Below are 26,936 nucleotides of genomic sequence, written 5' to 3'. Positions count from 1 at the left end.
GCCGCTGTCGCCACGCAGCCCGTCGCGCCCGTTCCCGTCGCCGAGCCCGTCCGTGTCGAGCCCCCTCGGGAGGACGTCGCGGTGCCAGGCGACAAGGCCGCGCCGCGCACCGAGGTGGAGCGAGGCGTGCTCGCCATCTGGCGCGAGCGGCTGGGCCGCGCCGACTTCGGCATCCACGACGACTTCCTGGAGCTGGGTGGCAACTCGCTGATGGCGGCGCAGATGCTCACGCGGCTGCGCGAGGCGTTCCCGGTCCAGCTCCCGCTGAGTGACTTGTTCGAGGCGCCCACCGTCGCGGGCGTGGCCGCGCGCATCCAGGCGCGGATGGGGACGCAGAGCGTCGCGGGGAAGGCGGGCGTGCTCCCTCCGCTCGTCCCCATTCCTCGCGATGGCGAGCTGCCGCTGTCGGTGGTGCAGGAGCGCGTCTGCGCGCTGGAGCAGGCGCTCCCCGGCAACCCCGCGCTGAACATGTCGGCGACGTTGCGACTGTCCGGGGTGCTCGACGTGGCGCTGTTGAAGCGCTCCCTGGAGGCCATCGCGCAGCGGCACGAGGCCCTGCGCACGACGTATCCCCTCATCGGTGGTCGCACCGTGCAGCGCGTCTCCGCCGAGCCTCGCGTCCCCCTCGTCGTGGACTCGTTGAAGGCGCTCTCCCCGGAGGCGCGCGAGACGCAGTGGCGTGAGCGGGTGTACGAGGAGATGGCCCGGCCGTTCGACCTGGCCCAGGGGCCGGTGGTGCGCGCCCTGTTGCTCGAGCTGGAGGAGCGCGAGTACGTCCTGGTCGTCTCGGTCCACCACGTGGTGTGTGACACGTGGTCCCTGGTGGTGATTGGCGGCGAGCTGGGGGCCTTCTACGGTGCCTTCCAGCGCGGTGAGCCCGCGCCGCTTCCCGCGCTGTCCATCCAGTACATCGACTACGCGGCCTGGCAGCAGAAGGCGCTGCTGTCGGGCGCGTTCGCGGAGCAGACGCAGGCGTGGCGCGAGCGACTGGTGGAACTGCCCGGGCCGCTGGAGCTGCCCGTGGACCTGCCTCCCACCGACGGGCCCGCGCTGAGTGGTCGGCGCAGGAACGTCGGCTTTCCCGAGGCGCTGACGGGCGCGGTGCATGCGCTGGCGAAGCGTGAGGGCGTCACCTCGTTCATGGTGCTGCTCGCCTCGTGGAAGGTGTTGCTGGCCCGCTGGGCGGGGCGTGACGACATCGTGGTGGGGACACCCATCGGCAACCGGAGCCGCCCGGAGCTCGAGCCGCTCATCGGCTACGTGGCGCACGCGGTGCCGCTGCGCACGGACCTGTCGGGGGACCCGACGTTCCGCGAGCTCATCGGCCGGGTGCGGGACGTGGTGGTGGAGGCGTACTCCCAGCCGGACGTGCCCTACGAGCACCTCATCCGCGAGGTGGAGCCCACGCGAAACCCGGGACGCGAGCGCGTCTTCGACACGCTCTTCATCCTGCATCCCCGCTTCGATGCGAACCTGGAGCTGCCCGGGCTGCGAATGCGCATCGTCGAGGTGGAGGACGGGCCGGCGCAGTTCGGCAACGTGCTGTCGCCGCTGTCGGTGTCGATGGGCGAGGACGCGGGCGGCTTCACCGGCACGCTCGACTACGCGTCGGAGCGCTTCGCGCCGGAGACGATGGCGCGGCTCGTCGCGCACTGGACGTCGCTGCTGACGGCGGCGGTGGAGGACCCCGAGCAGCGGCTCTCCTCGCTCCCGCTGGAGCACGTGGCCCCGAAGCCCCTCGTGCCCGCGCGGGAGGTGCCGCGCACGCTCGCGGCGCTCTTGGATGCCCGGTCCTCGGAGGCGCTCGACCGCGTGGCCCTGTCGGTGGAAGGTGGCGCGGACGTCACGTGGCGGGAGCTGCGCTCGGAGGCGAAGCGACTGGCGTCGGAGCTGCGTGCGAAGGGCGTGAAGCCCGAGGTGCTGGTGGCCCTCTGTCTGGAGCCGTCGGTGGAGCGCGTGGTGGCGCTCTGGGCGGTGATGGAGGCGGGAGGCGCGTACGTGCTCCTCGGCGCGCCGCAGCTCAAGGAGCTGTCCGCGCTGGCGCCCGAGGGGCGCCTGCCGCCGGTGTTGCTGACGCACGAGCGGTTGCAGACGAGCGTCCCGTTGGACCCGGACCGCGTCATCCGGGTCCGGCTGTCCTCGCAGCTCGACATGCCGCGAGCCTTCAAGCTCTTCCCGGTGCTGCCGTCGCGGATGCCGCCGGAGACGATGGTCTGCCTGGAGACGCTCGTCGCGCCCTCGGGTGAGCGGCTGCGCGCCGTGCACACGGTGCGGACGGTGGACGCGCTGTTCCGACGTCTCGATGGGGACGGCGTGGCCGGGGAGGGGACATGGCTGGCCGCGGAGGAGACGGGCTCACCGGGGACGGGCCTGGAGTTGTTGTGGGCGCTGACGCGGGGCCTGCGCGTGGTGCTGCCATCGGAGCGGGCGCGCCTGGTGTTCTCCTCGGCGCGCTCCGCGGGAGAGCGGCCCGGTCCGGACTTCAGCCTGTCCTTCTTCGCGAACGACGAGGACTCGCTGGGGGGGCGCAAGTACCGGCTGCTGCTGGAGGGCGCGAAGTACGCGGACACGCACGGCTTCTCCGCGATGTGGACGCCGGAGCGGCACTTCCACTCCTTCGGCGGCCTGTACCCGAGACCCGCGGTGGTGGGCGCGGGTGTGGCCACGGTGACGGAGCGGCTGGGCATCCGCGCGGGCAGCGTGGTGTTGCCGCTGCATGACCCCGTCCTCGTCGCCGAGGAGTGGTCCGTCCTGGACAACCTGTCCAACGGCCGCGTGGGTGTGTCCTTCGCCTCGGGCTGGCACGCGAACGACTTCGTCTTCGCGCCGGACCGCTACGCGAAGCGCAAGGAGGTCATGTTCAAGGGCATCGAGGAGGTGCGCACGCTGTGGCGTGGCGGCTCGGTGCTCCGACGCAACGGCGCGGGGGACGAGGTGGAGGTGTTCCTGCGCCCGCGGCCGGTGCAGAAGGAGCTGCCCTTCTGGCTCACGGCGGCGGGGAGCCCGGACACGTTCCGCATGGCGGGCGAGCTGGGGGCCTACGTCCTCACGAACCTGATGGGGCAGAACCTGGAGGACCTGGCCTCGAAGGTCGCGCTCTACCGCGAGGCGTGGCGGCAGCACGGCCACCCGGGCCGGGGCCATGTGAGCCTCATGATGCATGCGTACCTGGGGACGGACGAGGCCGAGGTCCGTCGGCGCGTGCGCAAGCCGTTGCTCGATTACTTCCGCAGCTCGGTGGACATCCTCCAGGCCTTCGCGTCCAGCCTCGGTTTGAAGGGGGACCTGCGCACGCTGACGAACGCGGACGTGGATGCCCTGCTGGAGCACGGGCTCACGCGCTACGTGGAGGAGGGCGGCCTGTTCGGTACGCCGGACACGTGCGGGCCGGTGGTGGAGCGGGTGCGGAAGCTCGACGTGGACGAGGTCGCGTGCCTCGTGGACTTCGGCGTCGAGGTGGAGGCGACGCTCGAAGGACTCGTGCACCTGAACACGCTGCGGCGTCGGTATTCACCGAGGCCCTCCGCCGCGATTCCGGGCATGGCCATCCAGGAGGGGCCTGGGGCCGCGGCGTCGCTGCTGTCGCTGGTGCGGCAGACGCAGGCGACGCACCTGCATGTGACGGCGTCGCTGGCGCGAGCGCTGGCGGAGCTGCCGGACGCCTCCGAGGCCCTGAGCCCGGTCCGTCATGTCCTGGTCGAGGAGGCGAAGGAGGACGTCACCGCCGCGCTGGCGCACGTGCTCTCCGCCCAGGTGTCCCGGCGTGACCCGCTGCTCGGCGTGGGCGCCTGGATTCGCGCGGGCGCGATGGAGGACTCCGGCTGGGAGGTGGTCGATGCGCAGGGCCGCCCGGTGCCGGTGGGCGTCGTGGGTGAGCTGGCCGTCACGGGGGAGCGCGCGCCTCGGGGGCTCTGGAATGCACCCGCGACCTCCGCGCTGCGCGCGCTCTCCGGCGCCGTCACGGGCTTCTCCCTGGGACGCAGGGCGCGCCGTCGCCTGGATGGAACGGTGGAATTGTTGGCACCCGTCCGGGGGCCTTCACGTCGACCGAAGCCACCCCGCGTCGCCCCGCAGTCCTCGGCACCGACGAAGCGCGAGGGCCCTCCGCCCATCCCGCGCATCTCGCGCGAGCAGCCGTTGGCGCTCTCGTTCGCGCAGCAGCGCCTCTGGTACCTGGACCGGCTGGAGCCGGGGAACGTCGCGTACAACAACTCGGTGATGCTGTCGCTGAGCGGCCCGGTCGACGCGGCCGCGCTCCAGCGGGCCCTGGAGGAGGTCGTGCGGCGCCACGAGGCGCTCCGGACCACCTTCTCCATGTCCGACTCGGGCGCGGTGCAGCACATCACCGCGCCGGGCCCGCTGCCACTCCCGCTCTCCACCCTCGAGGAGGATGTGTCGGTGGAGGCCTGGGCCAGGGCCGAGGCGCGCAAGCCGTTCGACCTGGAGCAGGGACCGCTGTTCCGCACGTCGCTGCTGCGCGTCCACGAGCAGGAGCACGTGCTGCTCATCGTGATGCACCACATCGTCTCGGACGGCTGGTCCTCGGGCGTGTTGTTCCACGAGCTGGCCACGCTGTACGCGGCGAACATCGAGGGCCGGCAGGCCACGTTGCCCACGCTGCCGGTGCAGTACGCGGACTACGCGGCCTGGCAGCTCGAATGGATGCGGGGCCCCGAGCTCGCGGCCGAGCAGGCCTGGTGGCGTGACGTCCTCGCGGACGTGCCCGTGCTGCGACTGCCGACGGACCGTCCCCGTCCTCCCGTGCAGACGTACCCGGGGGCGCGTCACGCCATCCGCATCCCGCGCGCGCTCACCGAGTCCCTGACGTCCATGGGCCGACGTGAGGGCGCCACGCCGTTCATGGTGTTGATGGCCGCGTGGCAGACGCTGCTCCATGCGTACTCGGGGCAGGACGACTTCGCGGTGGGCACGCCGGTGGCGGGCCGCAACCGGCCGGAGGTGGAGCCGCTCATCGGCTGCTTCATCAACTCCATCGCCCTGCGCGCCGACCTGTCGGGGGACCCCACGCTGACGGAGGTCATCGGGCGGGTGCGCCGCGCGGCGCTCGGTGGCTTCGGGCACCAGGAGGTGCCGTTCGAGAAGCTGGTGGACGCGCTGCACGTGGCGCGCGACCTGAGCCACACGCCCATCTTCCAGACGATGCTGGTGCTGCACAACACGCCGCCCATCGAGCTGTCCATGGCGGGCCTGCGTCTGGGGAGCCAGGTGGTCCACACCGGCTTCACCAAGCTGGACCTCACGCTGGAGCTGGTGGAGTCCAAGGACGGCCTCTCCGGAGGCATCGAGTACAACACCGACCTCTTCGACGCCGAGACCATCCGCCGCCTCTCCGGTCATCTGGTGGGACTGCTGGAGCAGCTGGCCGCGCGTCCCGAACAGCGGGTCTCCCAGCTCAGCCTTCTGTCCGAGGCGGAGCGTCATCAGCTCCTCGTGGAGTGGGGACCGACGCCCCTGCCGGAGCCCACGGCGGCGGAGACGGTGTCGTCGCGCTTCGCGGCGCGGGCCGCGAGTGTGCCGGACGCCGTGGCGGTGGAGGACGACTCGCGCCGCCTCACGTACCGGGAGGTGGAGTCGCTCTCCTCGCGACTGGCCTCGGCGGTGAGCGCGCTGGGGGCGGGGCAGGGCGCGGTGGTGGCGCTCGCGTTGGCCCAGCCCACGGACGTCGTGGCCGCGATGCTCGGCGTGCTGCGCGCCGGAGCGGCGGTGGTGGTGCTGGACCTGGAGCACCCGGCGGAGCGGCTCGCGCGCATCCTCGAGGACACGAAGGCCTCCGTGGTGGTGACGTCGGGCGCCTGGCGTGCACGGGTGCCCGAGCGTGAGGGCCTGTCGGTGGTGACGGTGGAGTCGCTGCCGACGACTGTCGGAGCGCTGCCGCCGATGCCCGAGCCGCATCACGCGGCGTGCGTCGTCTACACGTCGGGTTCGACGGGACGTCCGCGCGGCGTGGTCATCGAGCATCGCCAGCTGGTGTCCGCCACGCGGGCCCGACAGGCGGTCTACGGGGCTCCGGGCGTCGTGTTGTCCCTGGCGCCGTTCACCTTCGATGCCTCCCTGGCGGGCCTGTTCTGGTCGCTCTTCGAGGGCGGAACGCTGCGCTATCCCGACGTGGAGGAGCGCGAGGACCCGAGGCGGCTGGCGGAGCTGGTGGCGAGGGCGCGCGTCACGCACCTCATCTCCGTGCCGGCGCTCTATGCGCAGGTGCTCGCGGCGGCGCCCGCGGGTGGACTGTCGGGCCTGCGCGCGGTGAGCGTGGGCGGCGAGGCGTGCGCGGTGGAGCTGGCGCAGGCGCACCATGAGGCCCTGCCCACGGTTCCGCTGTTCAATGAGTATGGTCCCACCGAGGCGACCATCTGGAGCACGGTGCACCGTGTCCAGAAGGACGAGCAGGGCAGTGTGCCCATCGGCCGCGCGGTGCCGGGCGCGAGGGTGTACCTGCTCGACTCGCGGCGAGGGCTCGCGCTGCCCGGCGCACCGGGCGAGGTGTACGTCGGCGGCGGCGGTGTCGCGCGAGGCTACCTCGGTCAGCCCGAGCTCACCGCCGAGCGCTTCGGCGTGGACCCGTTCGACGCGCGTCCCGGAGCGCGCATGTACCGCACCGGCGACGTGGCGCGCTGGCGTCGGGACGGGACGCTGGAGTTCCTGGGGCGCGCGGACTCGCAGGTGAAGGTGCGTGGCTTCCGCATCGAGCCCGGTGAGGTCGAAGCGGCGCTGCTCGCGAATCCGGAGGTCCGCGAGGCCTCGGTGGTCGCGCGAGCGGACGGTGGGCCCAAGCGACTGGTGGCCTACGTGGTGGCCTCGGCCGTCGAGCCGGGGGAGGCCGTGTCCTCGGGCGCGCTGAAGTCCTGGCTGCTCTCGCGGCTGCCGCCCTACATGGTGCCGTCGACGTACGTGACGCTCGCGTCGCTGCCTCGTACGCGGCACGGCAAGGTGGACACGCGCGCGCTGCCCGTGCCCGAGTCCCAGGTGACGAAGTCGACGAGCGCGTCGAGCACGGGGCCGCGCACCGAGGTGGAGGAGCGGCTCGCGGCGCTGTGGAAGGAGGTGCTCAACGTGGACCGCGTCGGCATCCACGATGACTTCTTCGAGCTGGGAGGCGACTCCATCCTCGGCTTGCAGATCGTCACGCGGGCGCGCGCCGCCGGACTGGAGCTGTCACCGAAGCAGCTCTTCCAGAACCCCACGGTGGCCAGGCTCGCCGCGGTGGCGGGGACGCGGCTCACGGTGCAGGCCGAGCAGGGGCCCGTGGTGGGCCCCGTGGCCCTCACGCCCATCCAGCGCTGGTTCTTCGAGCTGGAGCTGGAGGACCCCGACCACTGGAACATGTCGCTGATGTTCCAGTCCCGCACGCCGTTGGACGCGGCGCTGCTGGAGCGCGCCCTGGCGCACGTGGTGGAGCACCACGACTCGCTCCGCCTGCGCTACGCCAGGACGGCGGACGGCTGGCATCAGACGTCCGAGGCTCCCGGGGCGCCCATCCCGCTGGAGCGCGTGGACCTGTCCGACGTGCCGCGCGAGGCCCTGGCGAGCACGCTGGAGCAGCGAGCGATGGCGCTGCAGCAGTCGCTGTCGTTGGACGGCGCCATGATTCGGGCCGCGCTGCTGGAGCCCGGGGATGGCGAGCCCGTGCGACTGGTGCTGGCGGTCCACCACCTCGCGGTGGACGCGGTGTCGTGGCGCATCCTGGTGGAGGACCTGTCCACCGCGTATGCGCGACTCGCCGAGGGCGCGCCGGTGCGGTTGCCGCCGAAGACGACCTCGTACCAGGCCTGGGCGCGGGGACTGGAGACGCTGGCGGGCTCGGAGAAGCTGGGCGCCGAGCGCACGTGGTGGCGCGAGCGTCCGTGGTCCGAGGTGCCGCGGCTGCCGCGGGACTTCCAGGAGTGCGGCAACACCGAGTCCACGGCGCGCACGGTGCAAGTGGCGCTGGATTTGGAGCAGACGAAGGCGCTGCTGCACGACGTGCCGAAGGCCTGGCACACGCAGCCCCAGGACCCGTTGCTGACGGCCCTGGCGCAGGCGCTGTCCGCGTGGACGGAGCGGGGCATCGCGCTGGTCGACGTGGAGGGCCATGGTCGCGAGGAGGTGCTCCCGGGAGTGGACGTGTCGCGCACGGTGGGCTGGTTCACGCGCGTCTTCCCGGCGCTGCTGGACGTGCGTGAGGCACGAGGGCCCGGTGAGGCGCTGCGCGGCGTGAAGGAGTCGCTGCGCGCGGTGCCGACGCAGGGCATGGGCTGGGGCCTCCTTCGCTACGTGGCGCGGGACGCCGCGCTGGCGGAGTTGCCCCGGGCGGAGGTCGGCTTCAATCACCTGGGACAGGTGGACGGCCTGGTCGGAGCGGAGGGGCCCTTCACGCTCGCGCCGGAGAGCGAGGGCTTGCGGCAGCGCGCGGCGAGCTCGCGTCGGCCGTACCTGTTGGATGTGACGAGCGTGGTGCGAGAGGGCCGGCTGGAGGTGACGTGGACCTTCAGTGAGGCGGTGCACCGTCGTGAGACGGTGGTGCGAGTGGCGGAGGACTTCGTGGCGCGGCTGCTGGCCTTGATCCAGGCCTCGAGCGCTCCGGACGCGGGCGGGCATTCTCCGTCCGACTTCCCCCTCGCGAAGGTGAAGCAGTCGCAACTCGACAAGCTGGCGGCCCGGTTCGGAAAGAAGACGCGATGAGCGACAACATCGAGGACCTGTACCCGCTGTCGCCCCTCCAGGGCGGCATGCTCTTCCACGCCATCTCCGAGCCCGGCAAGGGCCTCTACTTCAACCAGCTCGTCTGTGAGCTGCGAGGCGCGCTGGACGTGGAGGCCTTCGCCGCCGCGTGGCGTGGCGTGGTGGCGGCGCATCCCGTGCTGCGCACCGCGCTCGTCTGGGACGACGTGGACGAGCCGGTCCAGGTCGTGCTGCGCGAGGTGGACCTGCCCCTGCGCGAGGAGGACTGGCGGGACCTGTCCCCGGAGGGCTTCGAGGCGCGGCTGGAGACCTTCCTGGCGAAGGACCGTCAGGAGGGCTTCGATTTGTCGCAGGCGCCGCTGATCCGCCTGACGCTCCTGCGCGCCGCGGACCGGGTGTATCGCTTCGTCTTCAGCCACTCGCACCTGGTGCTGGATGGCTGGTCCGTGCCGTTGGTGGTGAAGGACTTCTTCACGCTGTACGAGGGGACGGTCGCGGGCCGGGCTCCTAGGCTCGCGCCTCCGCGTCCCTTCGGTGACTACCTGGGGTGGCTGGCCGAGCATGACCTGAAGACCTCGGAGGACTTCTGGCGCCGGGAGCTGGCGGGGTTCCACGAGCCCACTCCGACGGGCGCGGGCGTTGGCGAAGGCGAGGGCCGGGCCACGCTCATCGGCCACCTGTCCGAGCAGACCACGGCCGCGCTCAACGCCTTCACGCGTCGCCACGGCGTCACCCTGAGCACCGTGGTGCAGGCCGCATGGGCCCTGGTGCTCGGGCGCCTGTCGGGCTCCGAGGACGTCGTGTTCGGAACCACCGTCTCCGGTCGTCCTCCGGACCTGGCGGGCGTGGAGGAGATGGTCGGCCTGTTCATCAACACCCAGCCGGTGCGCGTGCGCTGGTCGGGGGACCTCACGTGGGCCACCTGGCTCCGCCGCATCCAGGAGCAGCAGGTGGACGCGCGCCAGCACGAGCACGCGCCCCTGGTGAAGGTGCAGCGCTGGAGCGAAGTCCCCGCGGGGACGGCGCTGTTCGACACGCTGGTCGTCTTCGAGAACTACCCCCTGGACTCCGCGCTCACGTCGGCCTCGCGAGCGCTGGAGGTCCACCGCGTCCAGTCGAAGGAGGAGGACCACTTCGGCCTCACGCTGACGTCGTCCCCGGAGGCGCGGCTCCCGCTGCACTTCCGCTACGACCGGAGCCGCTTCACGCGGGAGTTCGCGCAGGCGCAGCTGGACCGCATGGTCCTCGTGATGGAGACCCTCGCGACGCGGCCGGAGAGTCGCCTGGGCGAGCTGTCCCTGGTGTCCGCCGCGGAGCGGGAGCTGCTCCTGGTGCGCTGGAACGACACGGACCGGGAGCTTCCGTGGGAAGGCGCGCTGCACGAGCGCTTCGAGGCTCAGGCCGCGCGCACGCCCGAGGCCCTGGCCGTCCTCGACGACGAGACGTCGCTCACGTTCAGGCAGCTGGACCGTCGGGCCAACAGGCTCGCCCATTGGCTGCGTGCTCGCGGCGTCGGGCCCGAGTCCCGCGTCGCGCTCTGCCTGGAGCGCGGCGTCGACATGGTGGTGGCCCTCTTCGGCGTCCTCAAGTCGGGCGGCGCGTACGTCCCCCTGGACCCGGCCCATCCACCGGAGCGACTGGGCTTCGTGGTCCAGGACGCGGGCGCCACGTTCGTCCTCTCGCAGCGCTCGCTGGCCGAGCGACCTCGGAGCCAGGGCACCGAGGTCATCTGCCTGGATGACCCGGGCATGGTGGAGGCGCTCGCCGCGGAGCCGGACACCGCGCCGCCGCGGGTCTCGCTCCCGGCGCACCTGGCCTACATCATCTACACGTCGGGCAGCACGGGCCAGCCGAAGGGCGTGATGATTCAGCACGCGTCGGTGATGAACCTGCGCGCGGCGCTCGCGTCCAAGGTCTTCGCCGGACTGAGCGGCCCGCTGCGCTTCAGCCTCAACTCGCCGCTGGCGTTCGACATGTCCGTCCAGCAGCTCGTCCACATCTCGGATGGCCATGCCTTGTGCGTGGTGTCGCAGACCGTCCGCCAGGACGCGGCCCTCCTGGTGGAGTGGGTGGAGCGACACCGCGTCGACGTGTTCGACGGCACGCCGTCCCATCTGCGCGTGCTGCTCGATGAGGGGCTGGGCGCGCATCGCCCGCTGCGCATCCTCTTCGGAGGCGAGGCGACGGACGAGACGCTCTGGGCTCGCATCGCCGCGCACCCGCACATCACCGCCGTCAACGTCTACGGGCCCACCGAGTGCACGGTGGAGGCGACGGTGCGCTTCGTGCGCGGCACGTCGGGACCCTCGCTCGGCCCACCGCTGGCGAACGTGCGGGCGTATGTCCTGGACGCGAACCTCCAGCTCGCGCCCGTGGGTGTCGCGGGCGAGCTGTTCCTCGCGGGCGAGGGCGTGGGGCGTGGCTATCTGGGCCGCCCCGCGCTGACCGCGGAGCGCTTCCTCCCCAATCCCTTCAGCACCCTCCCGGGCGACCGCATGTACCGCACGGGAGACAAGGTGCACTGGCTCCCGAATGGCGAGCTCCGGTTCCTCGGGCGCATCGACTTCCAGGTGAAGCTGCGTGGCTTCCGCATCGAACTGGGGGAGATCGAAGCCACGCTCTGCCGACACCCCGAGGTTCGCGACGCCCTGGTCCTCCTGCGCGAGGACGCGGGGGCGGCGCCGAGGCTCGTGGCGTACGTGGTGTCCTCCGGCGAGCGGGGACGCGAGCCCGCCGTGCTGCGCGAGTTCCTGCTGGAGCAGTTGCCCGAGTACATGGTGCCCGCGGCCTTCGTCGCGATGGATGAGCTCCCCAGGACGAGCAGCGGCAAGGTGGATCGCCGCAACCTGCCGGCGCCCGAGATATCGGTGGTGGAGCGCACCGACGAGGTCGCGCCGCGCGACGCGAAGGAGGAGACGCTCGCCGCCATCTGGGCCCAGGTGCTCGGACGCCCCCGGGTGAGCGTGCACGATGACTTCTTCGAGCTGGGAGGAGACTCCATCCTCGGCATCCAGGTCATCTCCCGTGCCGCGCAGGCGGGGTTGCACCTGCGCGCGAAGCAGCTCTTCGAGAATCCGACCGTGGCGCGGCTCGCGGCGGTGGTCTCCGAGGCGCCCCGGGAGGTCATCGCCCAGGGCCCCGTGACGGGACCGGTGGCGCTGACGCCCATCCAGCACGGGTTCTTCGAGCACGAGCGGTCGGGAGTGCACCACTTCAATCAGGCCCTGCGCCTCACGCTGCGCGAGCGGATGGTGCCGGAGCACCTGGGCCGCGCCCTCCAGCTCGTACGCGAGCACCACGATGCCCTGCGGCTGCGCTTCACGAAGGACGCGGAGGGACGCTGGCAGCAGGAGCTGTTGGGCCTGGAAGGCGTCCTGCCCCTGGAGACGGTGGACCTCAGCAAATCCCAGGCGCGCGAGGCCGAGTTGGTGGCCCACGCCGCGCGGGTCCAGGCGAGCCTGACGCTCTCCACGGGAGAGGTCGCGCGAGCGGTGCTGTTCGAGTCGGGACCGGACGTGCCGCAGGAATTGTTGATCGTCATCCATCACCTCGCGGTGGATGCCGTCTCCTGGCGCGTGTTGGTGGAGGACCTGCTGTCGAGCTACCAGCGGCTCCGCGCGGACGAGCCCGTGAAGCTCCCCGCGAAGACGGTGTCCTATCAGTCCTGGGCGTCACGTCTGGTGGAGCACGCGCGGACCCCCGCCGCACAGGCGGAGGCGACCTTCTGGCTCGGGCTGCCATGGGAGCGGGTGGGCGCGTTGCCGCGTGAGGTGGAGGGCGGCCCCGCGAACACGGAGGGCGCGTCGAAGGTGGTGGAGGTGGCGCTGGAGCCCGCGGAGACGCAGTTGCTCCTCCAGGACGTGGCGAAGGCGTTGCGCGCGAAGCCGGACGAGCTGCTGCTGGCGGCGCTCGCCCACGTGCTGCGTCGGTGGACGGGGGCGTCGTGCGTGCGGGTGGACATGGAGGGCCACGGGCGCGAGAACGTCTTCGGCGAGGTGGACCTCTCGCGCACGGTGGGGTGGTTCACCAGCATGTTCCCGGTGTTGGTGGAGGCGACGGGGGAGGGGCCCGGAGCGTGGGTGCGCGCCGCGAAGGAGGCGATGCGGCGCATCCCGTCCAAGGGCGTGGGCTTCGGCGTGCTGCGCTACCTGTCACCGGACCCGGCGCTGCGTGAGCGCCTGCGTGCGCTGCCCGCGCCGGAGGTGGGGTTCAACTACCTGGGACAGTTCGACAACGTGCTGCCGGCCACGGCGCCGCTGCGGATGTCCGAAGGCTCGGTGGGGCCCACGCGTGCGCCCGAGGGCATGCGCGAGCACCTGCTCGACGTGGACTGCATCGTCAGCGGCGGCCGGATGCGGCTGATGTTCACCCACGGCCCGGGGATTCATCGGACCGGGACGGTGGAGACGCTGGCTCGCGGGTTGAGCTCGGCGCTGCGTGAGCTCATCGCGCATGCGACGTCGGAGGATCCGCGCGGACTGTCACCTTCGGACTTCCCCTTGGCGAAGCTGGGCCAGGGCGCGCTGGAGGGGCTCGCGGACCGGATGGCCTCGAAGGGCCTGCGCCTGCGCGACGTGGAGGACCTGTATCCGCTGTCTCCGTTGCAGCAGGGCATCCTGTTCCACATCCTCCAGGACGAAGCGTCCCAGCCCTACTTCAACCAGATGGCGTTCGAGCTGGAGGGCGCGCTCGACGTGAAGGCGCTGACCGAGGCGTGGCGACAGGCGGCACGTCGCTTCTCCATCCTCCGGACGGCGTTCTACTGGGACGGGCTGGACGCGCCGCTGCAAGCGGTGATGCGTGACGTGGAGCCCCCGGTCCAGGTCGAGGACTGGCGCGCGGTGCCTCGGGGCGAGGTGGAGGCGCGGGTGTCGGCGTTCCTGGAGGAGGACCGTCGCCGCGGCGTGGAGCTCTCCGTCGCGCCGCTGTTCCGGCTGGGGCTGCTGCGGACGGACGAGCGGGTCTGGCGCGTGGTGTTCAGCTTTTCGCACCTCTTGCTGGATGGCTGGTCCACGCAGCTGGTGACGCAAGATGTGTTCACCCGGTACGAGGCGCTTCGGCGCGGTGTGACGCCGCCGCGAGGAGAGGTCCGGCCGTATCGAGACTTCATCGCCTGGCTGGAGCGACAGGACCCGCGCGCCGCGAAGGAGTTCTGGATCAAGGCGCTCGTGGGGTACTCGGAGCCCACGCGCGTGGACGTCGCGGCGGCGGCGCGGGGCCTGTCGGGTCGAGGCGGACAGGAGCTGCGGCTCGGAGCGGAGGAGACCGCGGCCCTCGTGGCCTTCGCGAGGCAGCAGGGCATCACCCAGAGCACCCTGGTCCAGGGCGCGTGGGCCGTGGTGCTGGGGCGCTACAGCGGTCGGGATGACGTGGTCTTCGGCGCCACCGTCGCCGGACGTCCCGCGGAGCTGACGGACTTCGAGAGCATGGTGGGCTTGTTCATCAACTCCATCCCCGTGCGCGTGCGGATGCCCTCCGAGGCGAGGGTGGGCACGTGGCTGCGGGAGCTCCAGGGATGGATGCAGGAGGCCCGTCAGTACGAGTCGACGCCGCTGGTCGACGTGCGTCGCTGGAGCGAGGTGCCCTCGGGCGAGCCGTTGTTCGAGACGCTGTTCACCTATGAGAACTATCCGATGGAGGCAGGGCTCTCCACGCCGTCGGAGGACCTCGTGGTGCGCAACCCCATGGCGGTGGAGGCGGACCACCACCCCATCTCCCTGGTGGTCATGCCGGGGAACGAGTGGGTGCTCAAGCTGAACCATGACGCCGCGCGCTTCGACGCGCTCGCGGTGCGGCGGATGCTCGAGCAGGTGCGCCACCTGTTGTCCGAGCTGCGCGGCAAGGTCGAACAGTCCTTGTCGACGCTCGACCTGATGGGCGCGGACGAGCGGCGGCGGTTGCTGGAGGAGTGGAGCGGGCGGAGCGGGCTCTCGTCACCCGGCCAGACGCTGCACGAGCGCTTCGAGGCGCAGGTCGCGCGCACGCCCGAGGCGTTGGCGGTCCTGGATGACGAGACGTCGCTCACGTTCAGCCAGCTCGACCATCGGGCGAACAGGCTCGCCCGGTGGCTGCGCGCTCGCGGCGTCGGGCCCGAGTCCCGCGTGGCCCTCTGCCTGGAGCGCGGCGTCGACATGGTCGTCGCCGTGCTGGGTGTCCTCAAGTCGGGCGGTGCGTACGTCCCCCTGGACCCGGCGCATCCTCGCGAGCGACTGGCCTTCGTGCTCCAGGACGCGCGCGCCGCGTTCGTCCTCACGCAGCGTGCCCTGGCCGAGCGAGTGGAGGCACAGGGCGTCGAGGTCATCCCTCTGGATGATCCAGGCATGGTGGAGGCGCTCGCCTCGGAGTCGGAAGGCGCGCCGCCGCGTGTCTCGCTTCCGGAGCACCTGGCCTACGTCATCTACACGTCGGGGAGCACGGGCCAACCGAAGGGCGTGATGATTCAGCACGCGTCGGTGATGAACCTGCGCGCGGCGCTCGCGTCCACGGCCCTCGTGGGTTTGAACGGTCCGCTGCGCTTCAGTGTCAGCGCGCCGCTGGCCTTCGACGCGTCCGTCCAGCAGCTCGTTCAAATCTCGGATGGACACACCTTGTGCGTGGTGCCGCAGGCCGCTCGCCAGGATGCGGCCCTGTTGGTGGCGTGGGTCGAGCGACACGGCGTCGACGTGCTCGACTGTGCGCCGTCCCACCTGCGCCTGCTGCTCGGTGAGGGGCTGGCGTCACGTCGCGAGCTGCGAGTCCTCGTGGGCGGCGAAGCGGTGGACGAGGCGCTCTGGGAGCAGCTCTCCCTCCACCCGCGCATCACCGCGTTCAACGTCTATGGGCCCACCGAGTGCACGGTGGACTCCACGGTGCGTGCCGTGCGTGGATCAGCGCGGCCTTCGCTTGGAGCCCCGCTGGCGAATGTCCGGGCGTACGTCCTGGACGCGAACCTCCAACCTGTCGCCGTGGGTGTGCCCGGGGAGCTGTTCCTGGCAGGCGAGGGTGTGGGGCGTGGCTATCTGGAACGTCCAGCGCTGACAGCGGAGCGGTTCGTTCCCAATCCCTTCAGCACCGTCCCGGGTGCGCGCATGTACCGCACGGGAGACAAGGCGCGCTGGCTCCCCGACGGTGAGCTCGCGTTCCTCGGCCGCCTCGACTTCCAGGTGAAGCTGCGTGGCTTCCGCATCGAGCTGGGGGAAATCGAGTCCGTGCTGCGCGCGCATCCCTCGGTGGGGGATGCGGTGGCGGTGGTGCGTGACGAGGGCTCCGCGGGCGCGAAGCTGGTGGCGTACGTGGTGCCCTCGCGTGAGCATCCCGAGCGGCCCGACCCTACGGAGCTTCGTGCGCATCTGGTGGGCCGGCTGCCTGAGTACATGGTTCCCTCCGCGCTGACGGTGTTGGAGTCATTGCCACTGACTCCGAGTGGCAAGGTGAATCGCAAGGCGCTGCCCGCGGTGGAGCTGGGGGCGACGGCGGGAGTCGACTTCGTCGCGCCGGGGACCGCGACGGAGCAGTTGCTGGCGGGGATCTTCGCGGAGGTGCTGGGGCTCGACAGGGTGGGGATTCACAGCCACTTCTTCGAGCTGGGCGGACACTCGCTGCTGGCGACGCGAGCCATCTCGCGGATTCGGAGCGCGTTCAGTCTGGAGGTCCCGCTGCGGGAGCTGTTCGTGTCGCCCGCCGTGGCGTCGCTCGCGGTGCGCGTGGACCGGTTGATTCGAGCGGGGGCGTCGTTGGCGGTGCCGCCGTTGAAGCCTCGTGAGGACAAGGGGCAGCCGGCGCGGCTCTCCTTCGCGCAGCAGCGACTGTGGTTCCTGGACCAACTGGAGCCCGGCAGCGCTTCGTACAACATGCCGGGTGCCGTGCGGATGCGTGGTCCGCTGGACACCGAGGCCTTGGCGAGGACGTTCCAGGATCTCGTCCGCCGTCATGAGGCCCTGCGCACCACGTTCCGGAGTGAGAACGGCGTGGCCGTGCAGAGTGTTTTGTCCGAAGTCGAGGTGCCCCTGCGCGTGGTCCAGTTGGAGGGACTCCCGGAGGCCGCGCGTGAGGCGGAGGCGCGTCGTCATGTGGAGCAGGAGGTGTTGCTCCCGTTCGATCTGTCGCGAGGGCCGCTGCTGAGGGTGACGTTGCTGAGGCTCTCCGAGGAGGAGCACGTGTTGGTGGTGGTGCTGCACCACATCGTGTCGGACGGCTGGTCGACGGGGCTGTTGGTGAGGGAGGTGGCGGCGCTCTATGGGGCGTATGCGGAGGGGAAGCCGTCGCCGTTGGGCGAGCTGCCGGTGCAGTACGGAGACTACGCGGAGTGGCAGCGAGGGTGGCTGCAGGGGGAAGTGCTGGAGCAGCAGGTGGAATACTGGCGCAAGCAGTTGGAGGGAGCGCCAAAGGCTCTGGAGTTGGTGACGGACAAGCCGAGGCCCGCGGCGCAGAGCTTCCGTGGGGCGGTGTTGGAGCGGCGGTGGGAGAAGGGACTGTGGAGGAAGGTGGAGGAGGTGAGTCGTCGTGAAGGGGTGACACCCTTCATGGTGCTGCTGAGCGCATACCAGGTGGTGCTGTCGAGGCACGCGGGGCAGCGGGAAGTGGTGGTGGGTTTCCCGATTGCAGGACGCACGCACGCGGAGACCGAAGGGCTGATCGGGTACTTCGCGAACACGCTGGTGCTGAGAGGGCGAGTGGAGGAGGGGGAGACGTTCGGGGAGTTGGTGGGGAGGGCGAAGGAGGTGACGTTGGGTGCGTACGCGCACCAGGACGTGCCGTTCGAGAAGCTGGTGGAGGAGCTGCTGCCGGAACGGGATTTGAGCCGAAGTCCGCTGTTTCAGGTGAGCCTGACGTTGCAGAACACGCCCGGGGTGGAGGTGAAGCTGGGGAAGGGGCTGGTGCTGAAGGGGCTGGAGACGGACACGAAGACGTCGAAGTTCGACCTCTCGCTGTCCGTGGGCGAGGACGCGGACGGGGTGGTGGTGGCGCTGAACTACAACAGCGACCTGTTCGAGGAAGGGACAGCGGAGCGGTTGGTGAGGCACGTGAGGCGAGTGCTGGAGGGAGGCGTGGAGGGGTGGGGGAAGAAGGTGCGGGAGCTGTCGCTAGAGACAGCGGCAGAGCGGCAGCGAGTGGTGGTGGAGTGGAGCGGGCGTAAGCATGTGTCCGGGACGAAGTCCCGCGAGCACGGCCAGCTTCCGCACTCGGTGACGAGCGCTGCGCTGTCTGATGTCCAATCGATGGCGGCGTGGAACGACCGAGGAGGAAGTCCTCCTTCACCAGGTGAACAGACCATGGCCGGGCTGTTCGAAGCGACGGTGGCCGCTGGACCTGACGCGGTCGCGGTAGTCGACGCCGCTGGTGCTTCGCTGACGTACGGGCAGCTCAACGAGAGAGCGAACCAGCTGGCGCACCACTTGAGGGGAGTGGGAGTGGGCCCCGAAGTGCGGGTGGGGCTGAGAGTGGAGCGCTCGTTGGAGTGGGTGGTGGCGGTGCTGGGGGTGGTGAAGGCGGGAGGAGCGTACGTGCCGCTGGAGGGGAGCAACCCGGCGGAGCGAATGAGGTGGATGAAGAGGGAGGCGGGGGTGGCGGTGGTGGTGGGCCGCGAGGAGTTGGTGGAGGAGGTGGCGGAGAGCACGGACGTGGTGGTGAGCCTCGACGCGGACGCGGCGTTGATTGGACGTCAGCCAAAGAGCAACCCGCCGCTCCGAGGAGATGGAAGAAGCCTGGCGTACGTCATGTACACGTCGGGAAGCACGGGGACGCCGAAGGGCGTGGGGGTGCCGCAGAAGGCAGTGGCGAGACTGGTGAAGGGAGCCACGTACGCGAGCTTCAGCGCGGAGGAGGTGTGGCTGCAGTTGGCGCCGGTGGGCTTCGACGCGTCGACGCTGGAGGTATGGGGCGCGCTGCTGAACGGAGCGAAGCTGGTGGTGTACCCGGCGAAGGAGCTTGCGCTGGAGGAAGTGGCTGCGACGCTGAAGGCGCACCAGGTGACGTCGCTGTGGCTGACAGCGGCGCTCTTCGAGCAGATGCAGGCGTACCAGCCGGAGGCACTGGCGGGAGTGAAGCAGGTGCTGGCGGGAGGAGACGTGCTGCCGGTGCAGCGGGTGAAGGAGCGGCTGCGCGCGGGAGGCACGCTCATCAACGGGTACGGCCCGACGGAGAACACGACGTTCACGACGACGTGGAGGATGCAGAAGGAGTCGGACGTCGGAGAGAGAGGAGCGCCGATTGGGCGTCCGGTGGAAGGCACGGAAGTGTACGTGCTGGACGAGGGACTGCGTCCTGTGGCGGTGGGAGTGCCGGGAGAGTTGTACGCGGGGGGCGAGGGGCTGGCGCGAGGGTACGTGGGGAGGCCGGAGCTGACGGCGGAGCGCTTCGTGCCGAGTCCGTTTGGAGAGGGCGAGAGGCTGTACCGGACAGGGGACGTGGTCCGCTGGAGGGACGACGGAGCGCTGGAGTTTTTGGGGAGGCGAGACGGGCAGGTGAAGGTGAGGGGGTACCGGATTGAGCTGGGGGAGGTGGAGGAGGGGCTGAAGGCGGTGGCGGGGGTGCGAGAAGCGGTGGCGGTAGTGAGGGAGGAGAGAGGAGACAAGAGGCTGGTGGGGTACGTGGTGGGCGAGGTGGAGGGGGCGGCGGTGAAGGAGGGGATGAGGAGGAGGCTGCCGGAGTACCTGGTGCCGACGGTGGTGGTGCTGGAGGCGCTGCCGCTGACGGCGAACGGGAAGGTGGACCGCAGGGCGCTGCCGGCGCCGGAGGCGGTGACGTCACCGGAAGACGCCTACGAAGCACCGCGAGAGGGGTTGGAAGCGAAGCTGGCGGAGGTGTTCAGCGAAGTGCTGGGAGCGAAGCGAGTCGGGAGGAAGGACGACTTCTTCGAGTTGGGAGGGCACTCGCTGCTGGCGACGCAGGTGGTGGCGCGAGTGCGCGCACTCACTGGCATTGACCTCCCGCTGCGGACTCTCTTCGAAGCACCGACCCTCGAAGCGCTCGCGAGACGTCTCGATTCCTCGCGTGGGGACAGCACGACGCCCGACGTCTTCCCACTGGTCCCTCGGCCTCGCTCTGGCCCGCCGCCGCTGTCGTTCGCGCAGCAGCGCCTGTGGTTCTTCGAACAGCTCTCTCCTGGCAGCGCCGCCTACAACGTACCGATCCACCTCCAGGTGAATGGGGCGCTGCGAATCGACGCGCTCGAGCGCGCGTTCTCCGCATTGGTGGCGCGTCACGAATCCCTGCGCACCAGCTTCGCCCTGCACGAGGGGGAGCCAGTCCAGGTCATCCACGCCCCCGACGACTTCCAGCTCGCCTTCGAGGACCTGAGCGCGTTGTCCGAAGTGGGCCGCCGGAGCGCGGTGCGGCGCCGTGCCGTCGAGGAGTCGCTGCGCCCGTTCGACCTCGGACAGCCCAGGCTCCTGCGCGCCACGCTGCTCCGACTCGCTCCCGAGCAACATGTGCTGTCGCTGGTGATGCACCACATCGTCTCGGACGGCTGGTCCCTGGGCGTGCTGGTGCGAGAACTCGGCGCGCTCTACGTGGCCTTCTCCGAGGGACAACAGGCACCGCTGCCCGCGCTCCCTGTGCAGTACGCGGACTACGCGCTCTGGCAACGCGAGTGGCTGAGCGGAACGCGACTGGAGACGCAGCTCGACTGGTGGAGGGAGCGGCTCGCCGGATCGCCCCCGCATCTGGAGTTGCCCATCAAGGGGCCTCGCCCCGCGGTCCAATCGCAGCGAGGCGCCACCGTCCCCGTACGGCTCCCGGGCGCGCTGCGAGACGCGGTGGGCGCGCTGGCCCGCGAGACGGGAACCACCCCATTCATGGTGTTGCTCTCGGCGTTCCAGGTGTTGCTGTCCCGCTACTCGGGGCAGGACGACATCAGCGTAGGCTCGCCCATCGCGGGCCGCCGGTATGCGGAGACGGAGGGTCTCATCGGCTTCTTCGTCAACACGTTGGTCCTGCGCGCGCGGGTGCAGCCCGCGGAGACGTTCCTCCAACTGCTGGCCCAGGTCCGTGAGACCACGCTCGGGGCCTACGAGCACCAGGACCTCCCCTTCGAGAAGCTGGTGGAGGCGCTGCGTCCCGCCCGCGACTTGAGCCGCACCGCGCTGTTCCAGGTCCTGTTCGTCCTGCAGAACGCTCCGGTGGAGGCGCTCGAGCTCCCCGCGTTGTCCCTCGTGCCGTTGGAGACGGAGGGCACGGAGGCCGCGCGCTTCGAGCTGTCCCTGAACCTGAGCGAGACCTCGGAGGGAATCACGGGAACACTGCTGTTCAACTCGGACCTGTTCTCCGAGTCCACGGCGGCGCGCATGGTGGCGCACCTTCAGGTGCTGCTGGAGGCGATCACCGCGAACCCTGGCCAGCGCCTCTCCGCGCTGCCGCTGATGACGCCAGCCGAGCGGCAACAGGTCCTGGGCTCGTGGTCCACGACCCCTGCGGACTTCTCGAACGCGGCGCCGTTGCATGTGCTCATCGAGCAACAGGCGGCCCGAACCCCCATGGCGCCCGCCGTGCGCTACGAGGACGTGCTGCTGTCGTACGCGCAGCTCGACGCACGAGCCAATCAGCTCGCGAGGCATCTGCGGGAGCTCGGCGTCGGGCCCGACGTCCCGGTGGCGCTGTGCCTGGAGCGGAGCGTGGAGTTGGTGGTGGCGCTGCTGGGTGTCCTGAAGGCCGGAGGCGCCTACGTGCCGCTGGAGCCAGCCCAGCCCGCGACGCGTCTGCGCGTGCTCGTGGAGGAGGTCGCCGCGCCCGTCGTGGTGACGGAGTCTCGTCACGCTGCTTCGTTCGAGACCTGCGCCGCGCATCGGGTGTTGATGGACCGGGACGCCGCGCTGCTAGCGGGGCGTTCAGCAGCCGCGCCGGCCGTGCTGGTCGCGCCGGAGAACACCGCATACGTGTTGTTCACCTCGGGCAGCACGGGGCGTCCCAAGGGCGTGGCCGTGTCACACGGGGCGCTGGTCAACTACGTCCAGGCCGCGACCGAGCGGCTCGGGCTGCGTGAGTGCGCGAGCTTCGCGTTGGTGTCCACCTTCGGCGCGGACCTGGGCAACACGGTGCTGTTCCCGTCGCTGTGCACGGGAGGCGTGCTGCATGTCCTCTCGTCCGAGCGCATGGGGAATCCCATGGGCGTGGCGGAGTACTTCCAGCGTCACCCGGTGGACTGCGTGAAGATGGTGCCCGCGCACCTCTCCGCCTGGTTGACGGCGCCGGAGCCGGCGCGAGTGCTGCCTCGCAAGCGACTGGTCCTGGGTGGCGAATCCTCGACGTGGGCGCTGGTGGAGCAGGTGCGTGCCCTGGCCCCGACGCTGGAGGTGTTCAACCACTATGGCCCCACGGAGACGACCGTGGGTGTGCTCGCGGGACCGGTGGATGCGGTGGTCCGGGCGGCGACCGTGCCGCTGGGGCGGCCGTTGGCGAAGGCGCGCGTGTACGTGCTGGATGCCGAGCTGCGTTCGGTGCCGACCGGAGTGCCCGGCGAGCTGTTCATCGGCGGCGAGCAGGTGGCGCGTGGGTATCTGGGGCGCCCTGACCTGACGGCGGAGCGTTTCGGTCCGGACCCGTTCAGCCCAGTGTCGGGAGCTCGGATGTACCGCACGGGGGACAGGGTGCGGTGGCTCGAGGATGGCAGGGTGGAGTTCCTGGGCCGCGCGGACTTCCAGGTGAAGGTGCGAGGCTTCCGCGTGGAGCCTGGAGAGGTGGCGGCGGTCCTGCGCGAGCATCCCCCGGTGGGTGACGCGGTGGTGGTGGCTCGCGAGGACGCGGCTGGTGACAAGCGGCTGGTCGCGTATGTCATCGCGAGCGCCTCGGGAGTCGTGGACCTGGGGATGTTGCGAGGCTTCCTCCAGGAGCGCTTGCCGGCGCACATGGTGCCCTCGGGCTTCATGGTGCTGGAGGCGTTGCCGCTGACGCCGAATGGCAAGCTGGATCGCCGGGCGTTGCCCGAACCGGAGGCGGGGGCTCTGGCTTCAGGCGCGGTGCATGTGCCGCCCGCGACGCCGATGGAGGAGTCGCTGGCCTCCATCTGGAAGGAGGTCCTGCGAGTCGAGCGCGTGAGTCGTCACGATGACTTCTTCGCGCTGGGTGGGCATTCGCTCATCGCGACGCAGGTGGTGGCGCGGCTGCGTGGCTCGCTGAGCGTGGAGGTGCCGCTGAGGGCGCTCTTCGAGGCGCCCACGCTGGAGGGACTTGCGCGCAAGGTGGAGCAGGTCGCGCGAGCCGTTTCGGTACCGGCGTTGCGGCCCTCCGCGCGGCAGGGGGCACTGCCGTTGTCCTTCGCGCAGCAGCGCCTGTGGTTCCTCGACAAGCTCGAACCTGGGAGTGTCACGTACAACGTCCCGTCGGCGCTCCGGTTGGAGGGGGCTCTCGATGTGGAGGCGCTGGAGCGAGCGTTCTCCGAGGTGATTCGTCGTCACGAGAACCTGCGCACCAGCTTCCCTGATGAGGGCGGTGTGCCCGTGCAGGTGATCTCCCCACCATCGCCGTTCCAGTTCCGTCGAGTCGATCTGCACGAGGAGACGGAGCGAGAGTCGACGTTGCTGCGTCTCGTCGGCGAGGAGGTCGCGCGGCCGTTCAATCTGTCGCGCGGACCGCTGCTGCGGGCGACGTTGGTGAGGCTGTCTGAAGAGGAGCACGTGTTGGTGGTGGTGCTGCACCACATCGTGTCGGACGGCTGGTCGACGGGGCTGTTGGTGAGGGAAGTGGCGGCGCTCTATGGGGCGTATGCGGAGGGGAAGCCGTCGCCGCTGGGCGAGCTGCCGGTGCAGTACGGGGACTATGCGGAGTGGCAGCGAGGGTGGTTGCAGGGGGAAGTGCTGGAGCAGCAGGTGGAGTACTGGCGCAAGCAGTTGGAAGGGGCGCCGAGGGCGTTGGAGCTGGTGACGGACAGGCCGAGGCCGGCGGCGCAGAGCTTCCGGGGTGGCTTCGTCCAGACGCAGTGGCCGAAGGAGCTGTGGAGGAAGGTGGAGGAGGTGAGTCGTCGTGAAGGGGTGACACCCTTCATGGTGTTGCTGAGCGCGTACCAGGTGGTGCTGTCGAGGCACGCGGGGCAGCGGGAAGTGGTGGTGGGTTTCCCGATTGCAGGGCGAACGCACGCGGAGACGGAAGGGCTGATCGGGTACTTCGCGAACACGCTGGTGCTGAGGGGGCGAGTGGAGGAGGGGGAGACGTTCGGAGAGTTGGTGGGGAGGGCGAAGGAGGTGACGTTGGGTGCGTACGCGCACCAGGACGTGCCGTTCGAGAAGTTGGTGGAGGAGCTGCTGCCGCAGAGGGACCTGAGCCGCAGCCCGCTGTTCCAGGTGAGCCTGACGTTGCAGAACACGCCCGGGGTGGAGGTGAAGCTGGGGAAGGGGCTGGTGCTGAAGGGGCTGGAGACGGACACGAAGACGTCGAAGTTCGACTTCTCGTTGCTCGTGGGAGAGGGGCCGGACGGAGTGGCGGTGGTGCTGAACTACAACAGCGACCTGTTCGAGGAAGGGACAGCGGAGCGGTTGGTGAGGCACGTGAGGCGAGTGCTGGAAGGAGGCGTGGAGGGTTGGGGGAAGCGTGTGAGGGAGTTGCCGCTGGAGACGGAGGAGGAGCGGCGGCGGGTGGTGGCGTGGAGCGGCCGAGGCTCATCGCGCGCGGAGAGGCTTGGCGCAGAGCCTGGTGAGAATGAACAGCAGGAGGCGCGACGCCAGCACGGACAGAGCCTGCGGTCGTTGCATGAGCAGACCCTGGCCGGGCTGTTCGAAGCGACGGTGGCCGCTGGACCTGACGCGGTCGCGGTGGTCGACAGTGCCGGGGAGTCACTGACGTACGGGCAGCTCAACGAGAGAGCGAACCAGCTGGCGCACCACTTGAGGAGCGTGGGAGTGGGCCCCGAAGTGCGGGTGGGGCTGAGCGTGGAGCGCTCGTTGGAGTGGGTGGTGGCGGTGCTGGGGGTGGTGAAGGCGGGAGGAGCGTACGTGCCGCTGGAGGGGAGCAACCCGGCGGAGCGAATGAGGTGGATGAAGAGGGAGGCGGGGGTGGCGGTGGTGGTGGGCCGCGAGGAGTTGGTGGAGGAGGTGGCGGAGAGCACGGACGTGGTGGTGAGCCTCGACGCGGACGCGGCGTTGATTGGACGTCAGCCAAAGAGCAACCCGCCGCTCCGAGGAGATGGAAGCAGTCTGGCGTACGTCATGTACACGTCGGGAAGCACGGGGACGCCGAAGGGCGTGGGGGTGCCGCAGAAGGCAGTGGCGAGGCTGGTGAAGGGAGCCACGTACGCGAGCTTCAGCGCGGAGGAGGTGTGGTTGCAGTTGGCGCCGGTGGGCTTCGACGCGTCGACGCTGGAGGTATGGGGCGCGCTGCTGAACGGAGCGAAGCTGGTGGTGTACCCGGCGAAGGAGCTTGCGCTGGAGGAAGTGGCTGCGACGCTGAAGGCGCACCAGGTGACGTCGCTGTGGCTGACAGCGGCGCTCTTCGAGCAGATGCAGGCGTACCAGCCGGAGGCACTGGCGGGAGTGAAGCAGGTGCTGGCGGGAGGAGACGTGCTGCCGGTGCAGCGGGTGAAGGAGCGGCTGCGCGCGGGAGGCACGCTCATCAACGGGTACGGCCCGACGGAGAACACGACGTTCACGACGACGTGGAGGATGCAGAAGGAGTCGGACGTCGGAGAGAGAGGAGCGCCGATTGGGCGTCCGGTGGAAGGCACGGAAGTGTACGTGCTGGACGAGGGACTGCGTCCTGTGGCGGTGGGAGTGCCGGGAGAGTTGTACGCGGGGGGCGAGGGGCTGGCGCGAGGGTACGTGGGGAGGCCGGAGCTGACGGCGGAGCGCTTCGTGCCGAGTCCGTTTGGAGAGGGCGAGAGGCTGTACCGGACAGGGGACGTGGTCCGCTGGAGGGACGACGGAGCGCTGGAGTTTTTGGGGAGGCGAGACGGGCAGGTGAAGGTGAGGGGGTACCGGATTGAGCTGGGGGAGGTGGAGGAGGGGCTGAAGGCGGTGGCGGGGGTGCGAGAAGCGGTGGCGGTAGTGAGGGAGGAGAGAGGAGACAAGAGGCTGGTGGGGTACGTGGTGGGCGAGGTGGAGGGGGCGGCGGTGAAGGAGGGGATGAGGAGGAGGCTGCCGGAGTACCTGGTGCCGACGGTGGTGGTGCTGGAGGCGCTGCCGCTGACGGCGAACGGGAAGGTGGACCGCAGGGCGCTGCCGGCGCCGGAGGCGGTGACGTCACCGGAAGACGCCTACGAAGCACCGCGAGAGGGGTTGGAAGCGAAGCTGGCGGAGGTGTTCAGCGAAGTGCTGGGAGCGAAGCGAGTCGGGAGGAAGGACGACTTCTTCGAGTTGGGAGGGCACTCGCTGCTGGCGACGCAGGTGGTGGCGCGAGTGCGTGCACTCACTGGCATCGACCTCCCGCTGCGCGCCCTCTTCGAGGCCCCCTCGGTCGAACAGCTCGCGTCGTGGCTCGAGGTGTCCCGTGGTGACAGTCCCGATCAAGTCTGCGTGACGTTGCAGTCCGAGGGCATGGGCACGCCGGTGTTCTTCGTTCACGCGGTTGGCGGAGCGGTGGGACCCTATCGGCTGCTCTCACGGTGGATGGGAGCGGACCGACCGGTCTACGCCTTCCAGTCGCCAGGGCTCGACGGCGCGGAGCCTCCACTCGAACACATGGACGCGCTCGTGCGGCGTTACGTGGCCGCGCTGCGAACCGTGCGTCCGGAAGGCCCGTATGTGCTCGGGGGCTGGTCCATGGGCGGCGTCGTGGCCTTCGAGATGGCTCGCGAGCTGGAGCGTCAGGGACAGCGCGTCGAACAGCTCATCCTCCTCGACAGCTTCGCGTCCACGGACGAGCTGCTCACGCAAGGACCCGACGACGCGCTGCTCCTCGCGGGGATGGCGATGGACCTCGCGCGGACCGCGGGAGTCGAGTCGACGCTCCGGCCCGAGTCTCTCGCGGGGCTCTCCGAAGATGAGCAGCTCGCTCGGGTCATCGCGTATGCACGGGAGTCCGGGTGGCTTCCCCCCGAGGTCCAGGACTCGGACCTCCGGGCCTGGCGTGACGTGACCCGCGCGAACCTGCGGGTCCTGTCCACGTTCCGTCCAGGCGCCTACGGAGGCCCCGTGTTGCTGCTGCGCGCGAAGGACGCGAAGCGGGAGCGCTCCGTGGAGCCGACCCACGGATGGTCTCGCTACGTGGCCCCGGAGCAGCTCGAGGTCGAGGACGTCCCGGGCACCCACTACACCCTGCTGCACGCTCCGCACGTCCAAGCCCTGGCCGCGCGAATCGTGAAGCACGTCTCCGAGCCCTTCCTGCGGCAGGACGACGAACGGAACGAGGGCGCCTGA

At 70.4% G+C, this 26,936-nt stretch carries 2 protein-coding genes (1 of these 2 running past the window's edge); both read left to right on the top strand.

What is annotated here, in order from left to right; all coding sequences use genetic code 11:
• On the top strand, positions 1–8,679 hold the 3' portion of the coding sequence (locus VZQ01_RS42335; RefSeq protein WP_426746493.1) for a type I polyketide synthase. The gene continues 2,679 nt to the left of window position 1, outside the view; only the last 8,679 of its 11,358 coding nucleotides appear in the window; its start codon lies beyond the left edge, outside the window; it ends in the stop codon at positions 8,677–8,679.
• A complete protein-coding gene (locus VZQ01_RS42330) occupies positions 8,676–26,936 on the top strand; it encodes a non-ribosomal peptide synthase/polyketide synthase (RefSeq protein ID WP_426746492.1) in 18,261 nt (6,086 codons plus the stop codon). Before VZQ01_RS42335 ends, VZQ01_RS42330 begins: the two co-directional genes overlap by 4 nt.

Origin of the sequence: Myxococcus faecalis (assembly GCF_050039385.1) — a bacterium.
In the GTDB taxonomy this organism is placed as follows: Bacteria; Myxococcota; Myxococcia; order Myxococcales; family Myxococcaceae; genus Myxococcus; species Myxococcus fulvus.
The sequence above is the reverse complement of the archived record's forward strand: the minus strand, read 5'-3'. Positions and strand labels throughout refer to the sequence as shown.